General features: G+C 66.0%; 11 protein-coding genes. 4 read left to right on the forward strand and 7 right to left on the reverse strand.

Annotated elements, in window-relative coordinates; translation table 11 throughout:
* Positions 1–166: 166 nt before the first annotated feature.
* Positions 167–2,368, reverse strand: a complete 2,202-nt coding sequence (locus tag C167_RS0112520) for an OsmC domain/YcaO domain-containing protein (protein WP_017518624.1) — start codon at positions 2,366–2,368, stop codon at positions 167–169.
* A 219-nt stretch (positions 2,369–2,587) separates the two neighbouring features.
* On the opposite strand from C167_RS0112520, the gene C167_RS0112525 reads away from it, so the two are divergent.
* Positions 2,588–3,775 (forward strand): NAD(P)/FAD-dependent oxidoreductase, encoded by a 1,188-nt coding sequence (locus C167_RS0112525; protein ID WP_017518625.1) that lies wholly within the window; start codon positions 2,588–2,590, stop codon positions 3,773–3,775.
* A gap of 222 nt (positions 3,776–3,997) precedes the next feature.
* Positions 3,998–4,153, forward strand: a complete 156-nt coding sequence (locus C167_RS34470; RefSeq protein WP_157791834.1) for a hypothetical protein — start codon at positions 3,998–4,000, stop codon at positions 4,151–4,153.
* Here the strand turns inward: C167_RS34470 and C167_RS0112540 are convergent.
* A complete protein-coding gene (locus C167_RS0112540; protein WP_017518628.1) occupies positions 4,150–5,073 on the reverse strand; it encodes a LysR family transcriptional regulator in 924 nt (307 codons plus the stop codon). The genes C167_RS34470 and C167_RS0112540 overlap by 4 nt on opposite strands.
* Before the next feature lie 148 nt (positions 5,074–5,221).
* Here C167_RS0112540 and C167_RS0112545 point away from each other — a divergent pair, with 148 nt between their 5' ends.
* Positions 5,222–5,980, forward strand: a complete 759-nt coding sequence (locus tag C167_RS0112545; protein WP_017518629.1) for an SDR family NAD(P)-dependent oxidoreductase — start codon at positions 5,222–5,224, stop codon at positions 5,978–5,980.
* A 201-nt stretch (positions 5,981–6,181) separates the two neighbouring features.
* On the opposite strand, the gene C167_RS0112550 is transcribed toward C167_RS0112545, so the two are convergent.
* Complete coding sequence (locus tag C167_RS0112550; RefSeq protein WP_017518630.1) at positions 6,182–6,502, reverse strand: DUF2025 family protein; 321 nt, start codon at positions 6,500–6,502, stop codon at positions 6,182–6,184.
* A gap of 299 nt (positions 6,503–6,801) precedes the next feature.
* Here C167_RS0112550 and sfnG point away from each other — a divergent pair, with 299 nt between their 5' ends.
* Positions 6,802–7,896 carry a dimethylsulfone monooxygenase SfnG gene (gene sfnG / locus C167_RS0112555; protein ID WP_017518631.1) on the forward strand — a complete coding sequence of 365 codons (1,095 nt, stop codon included), beginning with the start codon at positions 6,802–6,804 and terminating at the stop codon, positions 7,894–7,896.
* A 203-nt stretch (positions 7,897–8,099) separates the two neighbouring features.
* Here the strand turns inward: sfnG and ubiM are convergent, their stop codons facing one another.
* The 4 genes from ubiM to ssuD form a co-directional block, all read right to left on the reverse strand.
* On the reverse strand, positions 8,100–9,272 hold the full coding sequence (gene ubiM, locus C167_RS0112560) for a 5-demethoxyubiquinol-8 5-hydroxylase UbiM (RefSeq protein ID WP_017518632.1): 1,173 nt from the start codon (positions 9,270–9,272) through the stop codon (positions 8,100–8,102).
* Between the two features lie 124 nt (positions 9,273–9,396).
* Complete coding sequence (locus C167_RS0112565; RefSeq protein ID WP_017518633.1) at positions 9,397–10,515, reverse strand: sigma-54 interaction domain-containing protein; 1,119 nt, start codon at positions 10,513–10,515, stop codon at positions 9,397–9,399.
* Positions 10,512–11,696: an acyl-CoA dehydrogenase family protein gene (locus tag C167_RS0112570; RefSeq protein ID WP_017518634.1), complete on the reverse strand. Its 1,185-nt coding sequence runs from the start codon at positions 11,694–11,696 to the stop codon at positions 10,512–10,514. The genes C167_RS0112565 and C167_RS0112570 overlap by 4 nt, the downstream gene beginning before the upstream one ends.
* 62 nt (positions 11,697–11,758) lie before the next feature.
* Positions 11,759–12,904: an FMNH2-dependent alkanesulfonate monooxygenase gene (ssuD, locus tag C167_RS0112575; RefSeq protein WP_017518635.1), complete on the reverse strand. Its 1,146-nt coding sequence runs from the start codon at positions 12,902–12,904 to the stop codon at positions 11,759–11,761.
* Positions 12,905–12,914 lie beyond the last annotated feature (10 nt).

Consider the following 12,914-nt stretch of genomic DNA (forward strand, 5'->3'; position numbering starts at 1 on the left):
TCAGGGAGAGGGTTAGGGAGAGGGGAATCCCGTGCACGACATTCAGAAGAGAACATCGTGCGTTGTACGTGCTCCGGAGTGGATAGCTATCGCTGCGCTCCACATCATCCTGCAGGTACCGCTCGATCTTCCCTCCGGCAGCGAGCCCGCTGAATACCCCGCCGGATCAGCGCCCCGCCACCGCCCTGGCCCGTGCCTGGTGCAGCTTCTTGTAGCTCTCGATCAGGCGCAGGTGCTTGTCGAGACCTTCCAGCTTCAGACTGGTGGGCGTCAGGCCGTAGAAGCGCACGCTGCCGTCCAGCGAGCCGAGCACCGCGTCCATGCGCTCGTTGCCGAACATGCGACGGAAATTGGTTTCGAAGTCGGCCATCTCCAGCTCCTCGTCCAGGTGCACTTCCAGCGCCGCATTGAGCGCCTGGTAGAACAGCCCGCGCTCGACGGTGTTGTCGTTGTACTGGAGGAACATTTCCACCAGTTCCTTGGCATTCTCGAAACGCTTCACGGCCAGGTTGATCAGCAGCTTGAGCTCGAGGATGGTCAACTGGCCCCAGACCGTGTTGTCGTCGAACTCGATACCGATCAACGTGGTGATGTCGGTGTACTCGTCCACCTCGCAGCTCTCCAGGCGCTTGAGCAGCGACTTGAGACGAACGATGTTGAGGCTGTGCAGGTTGAGGATGTCCGCGCGGAACGCCAGCGCCTTGTTGGTGTTGTCCCAGATCAGGTCTTCCACCGGGTATATCTCCGAGTAGCCCGGCACCAGGATGCGGCACGCCGTGGCGCCCAGGTGCTCGTACACGGCCATGTAGACCTCCCTGCCCTGCTCTTCGAGGATGCCGAACAGGGTCTGCGCTTCCTGCACGTTGGAGTCGTCGCCGTGTCCGGAGAAGTCCCACTCGACGAATTCGAAGTCGGCCTTGGCACTGAAGAAGCGCCACGACACCACACCGCTGGAGTCGATGAAGTGCTCGACGAAGTTGTTCGGCTCGGTCACCGCCTGGCTTTCGAAGGTCGGCCGCGGCAGGTCGTTCAGGCCCTCGAAGCTGCGGCCCTGGAGCAGCTCGGTCAGGCTGCGCTCCAGCGCCACTTCAAAGCTTGGGTGGGCGCCGAAGGAGGCGAACACGCCGCCGGTGCGCGGGTTCATCAGGGTCACGCACATCACCGGGAACTCGCCGCCCAGCGATGCATCCTTGACCAGCACCGGGAAGCCCTGCTCCTCCAGACCCTTGATGCCGGCGACGATGCCCGGGTATTTGGCCAGCACGTCCTGCGGCACGTCCGGCAGCGCCAGTTCGCCTTCGAGGATTTCACGCTTCACCGCGCGCTCGAAGATTTCCGACAGGCACTGCACCTGCGCCTCGGCCAGGGTGTTGCCGGCGCTCATGCCGTTGGAGAGGTAGAGGTTCTCGATCAGGTTGGACGGGAAGTACACCGTCTCGCCATCGGACTGGCGCACGAACGGCAGCGAGCAGATGCCGCGCTCGGTGTTGCCCGAGTTGGTGTCATAGAGGTGCGAGCCGCGCAGTTCGCCGTCGGGGTTGTAGATCGCCAGGCAGTACTGGTCGAGGATTTCCTCCGGCAGTGCATCCTTGGCACCGGGCTTGAACCAGCGCTCGTCGGGGTAATGCACGAACGGCGCGTTGGCGATCTCCTCGCCCCAGAACTGGTCGTTGTAGAAGAAATTGCAGTTCAGCCGTTCGATGAACTCGCCCAGCGCCGAAGCCAGCGCGCTTTCCTTGGTGGCGCCCTTGCCGTTGGTGAAGCACATCGGCGACTGCGCGTCGCGGATATGCAGCGACCAGACGTTGGGCACGATGTTACGCCAGGAGGCGATCTCGATCTTCATTCCCAGGCCGGCGAGGATTTCCGACATGTTGGCGATGGTCTGCTCCAGCGGCAGGTCCTTGCCCTGGATATAGGTGCTGGCACCCTCGCCGGTGCTGGGCATCAGCAGCGCCTGGGCGTCGGCATCGAGGTTTTCCACTTCCTCGATGACGAAGTCCGGGCCGGTCTGCACCACCTTCTTCACCGTGCAGCGGTCGATGGAGCGCAGGATGCCCTGGCGGTCCTTCTCGGAGATGTCCGCCGGCAGTTCCACCTGGATCTTGAAGATCTGCTTGTAGCGATTCTCCGGGTCGACGATGTTGTTCTGCGACAGGCGGATATTCTCCGTGGGGATGTCCCGGGTCTGGCAGTAGAGCTTGACGAAGTAAGCCGCGCACAGCGCCGAGGACGCCAGGAAATAGTCGAACGGTCCCGGCGCCGAACCGTCGCCCTTGTAGCGGATGGGCTGGTCGGCAATCACCGTGAAGTCGTCGAACTTGGCTTCGAGTCGGAGGTTGTCGAGAAAATTGACCTTGATTTCCATGCGGGCATTACCACGAAAAAGTAGAAAGCGAACGGGCCGGCATTATCCGGACAAACACGCCCCGGGGATATCCCGACCTGCCCGGCACCGGTCGGGAAGCCTGCGCATGCGCTGGATGGCAATCGACACACGGTCGGACACGGGCAGCCCGCGCCGCCGCCCTTGGGGTAAGATGCGCGGCTTTGCGCCGCCCAGGCGCTCGTCCACGAGGAATCCACCGTGCTCAGACCCCAGGTCATCATCATCGGCGCCGGCGCCGCGGGACTGATGTGCGCCATGAGCGCCGCCGCGCGCGGCCGGCAGGTCCTCTTGATCGATCACGCCAACAAGGCCGGCAAGAAGATCCTCATGTCCGGCGGCGGCCGTTGCAACTTCACCAATATGTACTGCGAGCCGGGCAACTTCCTGTCGCAGAACCCGCACTTCTGCAAGTCCGCCCTGGCGCGCTTCACCCAGTGGGACTTCATCGCCCTGGTGGCCAAGCACGGCGTGCCCTACCACGAGAAGAAGCTCGGCCAGCTGTTCTGCGATAACAAGTCCAGCGACATCCTCGGGCTACTACTGGACGAGTGCGAACAGGTCGGCGTCGACCTGCGCCTGGATACCTCGGTGAGCGAGATCGCCCGCCTCGACGAAGGCGGCTACCAGCTGCAGACCAGCCTCGGAGCCGCCCGCTGCGAATCCCTGGTGATCGCCACCGGCGGCTTGTCCATCCCGACCCTGGGCGCCACCGGCTTCGGCTACCAGGTCGCCCGCCAGTTCGGCCACAACGTGTTGTCGACCCGCGCAGGCCTGGTGCCCTTCACCATCACCGATCCGCAGCTCAAGGCGCTGTGCACCGAGCTGTCCGGCACCTCGGTGGAGGACTGCCGGGTCAGCTGCAACGGCCAGAGCTTCGTCGAGAACATCCTGTTCACCCACCGTGGCCTCAGTGGCCCGGCGATCCTGCAGATCTCCTCGTACTGGCAGCCTGGCGACACCCTCAGCATCGACCTGCTGCCCCGTATCGACCTGCCCGTCTGGCTGGCCCAGCAGCAGCGCGAGCGACCCAACAGCGAGCTGAAGACGCTGCTGGGCGAGCTGTTCACCAAGAAGATGGCCGGCCTGCTGGCCGAGCAGTGGTTCGTCTCCAAGCCGATGAAGCAGTACACGCCGGGCGAGCTGAAGGCCATCGCCGAGCGCCTGGGCGACTGGCAACTGGTGCCCGCCGGCACCGAGGGCTATCGCACGGCGGAAGTCACCCTGGGGGGCGTGGATACCCGCGAGGTGTCGTCCAAGACCCTGGAGTCGCTGAAATCCCCTGGCCTGTACTTCGTCGGCGAAGTGCTCGACGTCACCGGCCACCTGGGCGGCTTCAACTTCCAGTGGGCCTGGGCCTCGGGCTACGCGGCGGCGCAGTTCGTCTAGTCCCGGGTCCGGAGTTCCTGCAGGAACGCGCTTGCTCGCGAACCGCCCGGCACCCCATTCAGGACCCTAGGCCACTGAAGCTGGATGCCGAGTTGCTCTACGCCGGCGCGATGTCCCACGACATAAGCCTGAAGCCGCGCTGCAGCCAGTGCGAGCGCGTCGAAGTGGACGGCGCCGATTACGCGGCACAGCTCCTGCGCAGCTACGGCATCGCCGAGAGCGATGTCGACCACCATCGCGCTGTACACCATGGCCGGTGTCCCGCAGCACATGAAGCCGGACCTTCAATGTCAAGACCGACGTGCTGCGATGAACGATGCGGACCTCGTGCGCGTCGACGTCTGCGAGGTGATCCTGAATTCCGACTGGGCGAGCTAGGACCGGGCGTTCACGGGCGCGCCCAATACACCCGGCTCGCCCAGCAGCCGTGCCAGCCATTGCATGAACACCCGCACCCGCTGCGGCAGGCGGCGGTGGGCATAAAGCAGGGAGATTTCCATGGGAGGCAGCGGCACGTCCCTCAGTATCTGCACCAGCCGCCCCGCCTCCAGGTCATCGAGCACACCATGGATCGGCACCTGGATGATCCCCAGCCCGCCCATTGCCGCGCTTTCGTAGGCCTCGGCATTGTTCACCGACAACGCTCCGCCCATCGGCAGGTAACGTACCTCGTTGTTGTGCAAATACTCGAAGCCCGGCGGCCGCGCGCCCAGCACCGTCACGTAGTGGATCAGTTGGTGTTCGGCGAGGTCTTCCAGCGATTGCGGCGTACCGTGCTCGGCGAGATATGACGGGCTGGCGCAGCTCACCTGCGGAAACTGTCCGAGGGTGCGCGCCACCACCGACGGGTCGTTCACCGCGCCAACCCGCACCACACAATCGAAGCCCTCGCGCACCAGGTCGACGCGTCGGTCCGTGCAGCTCACTTCCAGCTCCAGCGCCGGGTGCCGCGCGAGGAATTCGCCCAGGCGCGGCATCACCAGCTTGCGCGCCATCACCGTCGGCATGTCCACGCGCAGGCGCCCTCCCAGGGATTCATCGTTCTGCTGGAACAGGCTCTGGAGTTCGTCGAGCTGGGCGAGCATGTCCTTGCTGCGCTCATAGAGCACCAGGCCGTCCTGGGTCGCGGTGACGCGGCGCGTGGTGCGTTGCAGCAGCCGCGTGCCGAGCAGCTCCTCCAACGCCTGGATGTGCTCCGAAACCGTGGAACGCGGCAGGCCGAGCTGCTCGCCAGCCTGGGTGAAACTGGCCAGCTCAGTGACGCGCACGAAAGTACGCAGGAGGTCAGGTCGGATCATGGGTGGTCCTCACGGGAGGGGCCGACGGGGCAATTGTTCGGAATATCCGACCATTATTTCCGTTTTCACGCTATTTATCACAACCCGACCGAACAATAAGCTTCTTTTCAACCCCACCCGCCCTCCCTCTCAGGAAAGGAGCTTCGCCATGACCCGCAAGATCGCACTCATCACCGGCGCCAGCCGTGGCCTTGGCCGCAACGCCGCCCTGCACCTCGCCGCCGCCGGCATCGACATCATCGGCACCTACCGCAGCCAGGCCGACGAAGCCCAGGCCGTCGCCGCAGAAATCCAGCAGCACGGCGGCCGCGCGCTGATGCTGCAACTGGACGTGGGCGACAGCAGCGCATTCGCCGCCTTCGCCGAGCAGGTGCGCGCCGCGCTGGGCGAGACTTTCGGTCGCGACAGCTTCGACTTCCTGGTGAACAACGCCGGCATCGGCCTTAACGCCAGCTTCGCCGAGACCAGCGAGGAGATGTTTGACCAGTTGATGAACATCCAGCTCAAGGGCCCGTTCTTCCTGACCCAGAAGCTGCTGCCGCTGATCGCCGACGGTGGACGCATCCTCAACGTATCCAGCGGCCTGACACGCTTCTCGCTGCCTGGCTACGCGGCCTACGCGACCATGAAGGGCGCCATGGAAACCTTGACCAAGTACCAGGCGAAAGAACTGGGCGCGCGCGGCATCGCCGTGAACATCCTGGCCCCCGGCGCCATCGAGACCGATTTCGGCGGCGGCCAGGTGCGCGACAACGCCCAGTTGAACCAGCAGATCGCCGCCAACACCGCTCTGGGCCGTGTCGGCCTGCCGGACGACATAGGCGGCGCCATCACCACCCTGCTCTCCGAGGGCGGCCGCTGGATCAATGGCCAGCGCGTGGAGGCTTCGGGCGGGATGTTCCTCTGAGCCGCAGGACGGCATAACCCGAGCGTACCGGCGGACTCCGACCGCGATTGGCCCGCATCGCACCGGTGACCATCGCGGACGGAGCCCGCCCGTATCGATCCTGTACCTCCGTGCCCCGCAGGAGCGGGCCCGCGAATCCCTCCCCGGCTTCGCGATTGTCGGCGTCCCCGCCCCTGCAACGCCCGACGCCGGGCGTGGCGATTACTTCAGGCGGCGCTCGGCGGCGATCTCCGGCAGGTCGGTGCGGCGCAGGTAGGTGAGCAAGGCCTCGTTGAGGTTCAGGCGATCATGGATGTTCTGTTCGGCGAGGATCTGCAGGCACTCGCGGCTCAGGGTCATCACCGCGCCGTGCTTCTGCGCCCAGACGAATTCGCAGGCCGGGCGAATGCTGTCCTCGGCCACGTCCATGCCGAAAGAATCCTCGCTGAAGCGCACGATGTACTTGCCAGTCTTGAGGTTGAAGCCGACGAACCCGGACAGCCCGTCGGCGGCATTGCAGATATCGCTGGAAGTGATGGCCATGGTAGTGCCCCCTGGATTTTTCCTGTTATGGATTCGCACGCAGGAGGTTCCCGCTTCTGTGAGCGGGTGAACGTCGGATTTTGACAGCCTTGCCGGCGCCTGCTCAGGGGCGGGTTGTCGCACCCGGCGCTGTTGCCTGAGCAACAGTTTGCCAGCAACGTTGGGCCAGACGGAACAGCAGCCGTTGTCCCGGCTAATGACCAAGTGTCTGATCCGCCGGGAATTCCTCCCGTGGCACGGCTTTCGCTCTGTACATCCTGCGGCACCTTCGCCGCAGTGCAGCATCGAGGAGCCGAGCCGTGAGCCAACAAGCGATCCGTTTTGCCTACTGGGTTCCCAACGTCAGTGGCGGCCTGGTGGTCAGCAAGATTGAGCAGCGCACCCACTGGGACATCGACTACAACCGCGAGCTCGCGCGCATTGCCGAGAACGCCGGATTCGACTACGCGCTGACGCAGATCCGCTTCACCGCCGGCTACGGCGCCGAGAACCAGCACGAGTCGGTGGCATTCAGCCATGCCCTGCTGGGCGCCACCGAGAAACTCAAGGTGATCGCCGCCATCCTCCCCGGCCCCTGGACGCCCGCGCTGGCCGCCAAGCAACTGGCCACCATCGACCAGCTCACTGCCGGGCGTATTGCGGTAAACATCGTCAGCGGCTGGTTCAAGGGTGAATTCCAGGCCATCGGCGAGCCCTGGCTGGAACACGACGAACGCTACCGTCGCTCGGAGGAATTCATCCGCGCCCTGAAGGGCATCTGGACCCAGGACAACTTCACTTTCACGGGCGACTTCTACCGCTTCCACGATTACAACCTCAAGCCCAAACCCATCCAGCGTCCGCACCCGGAGATCTTCCAGGGCGGCAGCTCGCGAGCCGCGCGGGACATGGCTTCGCGCGTTTCCGACTGGTACTTCACCAACGGCAACAGCGTGGAAGGCATCAAGGCCCAGGTGGACGACATCCGCGAAAAAGCCGCAGCCAACGGACATTCGGTGAAGATCGGCGTGAACGCTTTCGTCATCGCCCGCGACACCGAGCAAGAGGCCCGCGCGGTGCTCGCCGAGATCATCGACAAGGCCGACCCGGAAGCGGTGAACGCCTTCGGCCACGCGGCGAAACAAGCCGGTGCAGCGTCACCGGAGGGCGAAGGAAACTGGGCGAAATCCACCTTCGAGGACCTGGTGCAGTACAACGACGGCTTCAAGACTAACCTGATCGGCACGCCCCAGCAGATCGCCGAGCGCATCGTCGCGCTCAAGGCAGTGGGTGTGGACCTGGTGCTGGCGGGCTTCCTGCATTTCCAGGAAGAGGTGCGCTACTTCGGTGAAAAGGTACTGCCGCGGGTGCGCGAACTGGAGCAGAAGAAGGCGCGACGGACCGAGGCGGCTTGATCACCGACCGTCCGCGTGCGCGGATAGCCATCGCGGACACAGTCCGCTCCTACGCCGGGCTCACCGATGACGTAGGAGCGGACTCCGTCCGCGATCGTTTCCAGGCCGCATCACGGGCAGGCCTGGGTTCGCGAGCAAGCTCGCTCCTAGTCACCGGAAGCACCGGCGTGCTGTTGTAGGAGCGAGCTTGCTCGCGAACGCCCTCAGGCGCCCTGCGTCAGGTGTTTTGCAATCGCCGTGCGCAGCGGCGGCAGGTTCTGCGCCAGGCGCAGGCCGGCGTTGCGCAGCAGACGAACTGGCGGGCGCGGGTCGGTGTACATGCCGACGATCAGCCGCGTGGCCTGGTACAGCGGCCAGGTCGCCAGGCGGTGAGCCATGGCGTAGCGGCGCAGCGGCCAGGTGCCGCCGATATCGCCGCCCCGGCGATGGGTCGCGAGGATTTCATTGGCCAGCCGGCGCTGGCTCTGCAGGCCGAAGTTGAAGCCGTGGGCGGTGACCGGGTGCATGCCGACGGCGGCATCGCCGATCAGCGCGCTGCGCGGGCCGACGAAACGGTCCGAGTACACCCCCACCAGCGGATAGCTGTGACGCGCGCCGAGCAACTCCATGCCGCCCAGACGACGGTCGAAACGGCGCTCCACCTCGCGGGCGAAGGCCTGCTCGTCCAGCTCCAGCAGCGGCGCCATCTCGCGCTGCGGCAAGGTCAGCACGACGGAAGAGCGGTCGCCATTGATCGGCAGCAACGCCAGGGTCTGCCCGTAGCCGAACCATTCCCAGGCCACGTTGTGGTGCGGTTTCTCATGGGCCATGCGGCAGACCATCATGGTCTTGCCGAAGTCCTCCATGCTCGCGCCGATACCCAGCATGCGGCGGGTCTCGGAGAAGCGGCTGTCGGCAGCGACCAGCAGGCGCGCATGGACGCGGCTGTCGTCGTCCAGGGTCAGCGCCACGCCGTCCTGCCGGACCTGCAGCGAACGCAAGGCGCGGCCGCAGACCAGCGAGACGTCGGCACACTCGTGCACCGCGTCGAAGGCAGCGCGGCGGATCATCTGGTTGGAGACGAAATACCCCAGCTGTTCCGCACCAGCCTGCTCGGCCTCGATGCGCAGGGTGAACAGCGAAGGGCCATTGAGCACCTGGGCATCGCGCAGCGGCGAGACGTCCTCGGGGTCGATCCGCGACCACATGCCCAGCCGCTGCAGTTCGGCGCGGGAGGCGTGGGTCAGCGCGATCTCGCGGCCGTCCTCGGCGGGGTCGGACACCGCGGCCAGCGGCTGACGGTCGATCAGCAGGATCGACAGGCCGTTGCCCGACAGCGAGCGGGCCAGGCAAAGCCCGGCGGGGCCGGCGCCGACGATGGCGATGTCCACGTGCATGGGTGACTCCTTTGGCGAGGGATGGGCGGTCCCGGAGTCTAGGCTGGCCACTGGCCCGTTTCGTTGCCGTGGATCAGTGGCCCACGGCGAATACCTCCAAATAGACGGGCCCGACCCGAGCGAGCTAGATGGACAGCCGCACGCCCCTCTGCGGGTCGATCACCGTCGCGCCCCGGCGCTTGTTCACCACCAGCTCGCCAATCTCGATCAGCCGCGTGCGCGTGACGTTGCGGCTCAGACCGAGCAGGTTGGCGGTATGCACCTGGTTGCAATGGCAGAAGCGATAGGCCGCGCGCAGCAACGCATCTTCCACCCGCGCATGCAGGTTGCCGCCCTGCTCCTCGAACAGCCGCTGGAAGGCCTGCTGGAGAATCTGCTCGGCGCCCAGGGATTCCAGCCTTGGCTCCTCGCTGCGCTCGATGCGCAGGTTGGACAGGTGCAGGTCCTCTGCACGCACCACGCCGTCGCGGCAGATCAGCAGGGTGTGGTGGATGACATTTTCCAGCTCGCGAATGTTCCCCGGCCACGAATAGCTGCGCAGCTTCTGCGCGGCCTCGGCGCTCAGCTGGCTCTGCCCGTAGCCCAGGCGCCGGCTGTACTCGGCAATGAAGTGGCGGGTCAGCGGGAGGATGTCACCGGGCCGCTCGCGCAGCGGCGACAGTTCCAGACTGACCACGTTGAGGCGGTAGTACAGGTCCTCGCGGAAATGCCCGGCGTTGATCGCTTTCTCCAGTTGCACGTTGGTGGCCGCCAGCACCCGTACGTTGATCGGGATGCTCTTGCGCGAGCCCAGGCGCACCACCTCGCGCTCCTGCAATACGCGCAGCAGCTTGACCTGGATGGGCATCGGCAGGTCGCCGATCTCGTCGAGGAACAGCGTGCCGCCATTGGCTTCCTCGAACCAGCCGGCCTTGGCCGCCAGCGCGCCGGTGAAGGCGCCCTTCTCGTGACCGAACAGCTCGGCTTCCACCAGGGATTCGGAGAAGGCCCCGCAGTTCACCGCCACGAAGGGCCCGCCTCGGCGCGCGCTGAGGTTGTGGATGTGCCGCGCCACCAGTTCCTTGCCCGTGCCGGTCTCGCCGATGATCAGCACGCTGGCCTCGCTGGGCGCGACCTGCTGCAGGTGATCGAGCAGCGCCTGGGATTTCGGGTCTTCGAAGACCTGGGCGGTGGCGCGGATGGAGGTGGCCAGCGCGGGAGACTTGGGCAGCGTCAGCAGCCCTTCGGGTGTGGTCGCGTTCATGAGTAGAAAGTCGGTTGCGGCAGTTGCTGGTTCAGCGCCCAGTCGCCCAGTTCGCGAACCTTGTAGTCCACCGGGTCGTGCAGGGTCTGGGTGCGCAGATTGCGCCAGTAGCGGTCGATGCGCAGCGCGGCGTGGGTGGAGCGCGCACCGGTGACTTCGAACAGGCGGTTGCAGATGTCCAGGCCGTTGCGGGTCGCCGCGACCTTGGCGGTGGCGATGGCCACGGCCAGCCGGCCGCGCTCCTCGGCGTCCAGGGCGGCGCCTCTGCTCCAGGCTTCGTCGAGCAATTGGGCGGCGCGGCGCACCAGCAGGCGGGTGCTTTCCAGGCCGACCCAGAACTCGCCGTAATGCCCAAGCACGTAAGGGTCCTCACCCACTGTGGCGGCGTTGGAACGGAACCACGGACGGGCCTCCTTGAGCGTGTACTGCCGCGCCTCTTCGAACGCGCCCTCGGCAATGCCGAGGAATACATGGGTAAAGATCAGTTGGGCAATCAGCGGGCGCAGGCAGGCGAACGGCGTGCTCAGCGGGCCCGGATCGAGCAGCAGCTCGCTCTCCTCCACCCGCACCCGCTCAAAGGTGGCGCTGCCGCTGTCGGTCTGGCGCTGGCCCATGTTGTCCCAGTCGTGGGCGAGGCTGATGCCGCTGCGGGCGGTGGGAATGGCGGCGATCAGCAGCTTGCCGCCCTCGCCGTCCAGCGCCGAGGCAATGAGCATCTGCGAATCCAGCGCGCCGGAGCAGAAGCTCTTGCGCCCGGAGAATTCCCGCCAGCCGGCGAAGTTACGCGACACGGTGCGGGTGTCCAGCGGGTTCAGGGCGTTGCCCCAGAACCATTGGTTGCGCGCGGTCAGTTCGTACCACGGCTGCCACTGCTCGGGGCGGGAGAACAGCCGCACGGTGGCCAGCATCAGGTGCTGGAAGCCGAACACGTGGGCGATGGAGCTATCGACCACGGCAAACTGGCGCACGACGTCCAGCGTTGTGCTCCAGTCGGCGCCCAGGCCACCGTACTCGGTGGGGATGATCAGCGACAGCAGGCCGCTCTGGCGCAGCGCATCGCGCTCGGCCTTCGGCGTGCCGCCACGGATGTCGCGCTCGGCGGCGGTTTCGGCGAAACCGGCGGCCAGGCGTTGGGCTATTTGCCCGGGTGTCTGTACGTCGAGCCGCGTATTGGCGTTCACGCTCGCTTCCTCTTCTATCGATTCGGGATGTGCCAGGCCCCTGCCCGGCACACCAGGAGAACTCAGCCGGCCTTGCGCCCAGGCAGCACATCGTTGGCGATCATCTCGCCGAAGGGCCCGGTGAGGTTGGTCACGCCGCGGCCGGCGAGGCTCGCATAGGGCTCGGGCAGCAGCGGGAAGACCAGTTCGGCGAAACGGTAGGCCTCTTCCAGGTGCGGGTAGCCGGAGAAGATGAAGCTGTCGATCCCTAGGTCCGCATACTCCTTGATGCGCTCGGCGACCTGCTGCGGGTCGCCCACCAGCGCGGTACCGGCGCCGCCACGCACCAGGCCGACGCCGGCCCAGAGGTTGGGGTAGATCTCCAGCTGGTCACGGCGGCCGCCGTGCAGCGCGGCCATGCGCCGCTGGCCTTCGGAGTCGAAGCGGGCGAAGGATTTCTGCGCGTTGGCGATGGTCTCGTCGGAGATGTTGCCGATCAGCTTGTCGGCGGCCTGCCAGGCCTCCTCGGCGGTCTCGCGGACGATCACGTGCAGGCGAATGCCGAACTTGACGGTGCGCCCCTGCTTCGCGGCTTTCTCGCGCACATCGGCAAGCTTCTGCGCGACCGCTTGCGGCGGCTCGCCCCAGGTCAGGTAGACGTCCACCTGCTCGGCGGCCAGGTCGTGGGCCTCGGCGGAGGAGCCGCCGAAGTACAGCGGCGGATACGGCTTCTGGATCGGCGGATAGAGCGCCTTGGCGTTCTCCACCTGCAGGTGCTTGCCCTTGAAGTCCACGGATTCGCCCTGCAGCACGCGGCGCCAGATACGCAGGAATTCATCGGTGACTTCATAGCGCTCGGCGTGGCTGAGGTGGATGCCGTCGCCACGGTTTTCATCCGGGTCGCCGCCGGTGACCACGTTGATCAGCAGGCGGCCGCCGGACAGCCGGTCCAGGGTCGCGGCCATGCGCGCGGACACGGTGGGCGAGATGATCCCCGGACGGATCGCCACCAGGTAACGCAGGCGCTCGGTGAGCGGCGCCAGGGCCGAGGCGACCACCCAGGAATCCTCGCAGGAGCGGCCGGTGGGAATCAGCACGCCGTAATAGCCGAGGGAATCGGCGGCCTGGGCGATCTGTTTGAGATACGGCAGCGACACCGGGCGCGCACCCTCGCTGGTGCCGAGGAAGTGGCCGTCGCCGTGGGTGGGCAGGAACCAGAACACGTTCATCGCGGGCTCC

The organism is Pseudomonas nitroreducens TX1 (assembly GCF_000313755.1).
Taxonomy (GTDB): domain Bacteria; phylum Pseudomonadota; class Gammaproteobacteria; order Pseudomonadales; family Pseudomonadaceae; genus Pseudomonas; species Pseudomonas nitroreducens_A.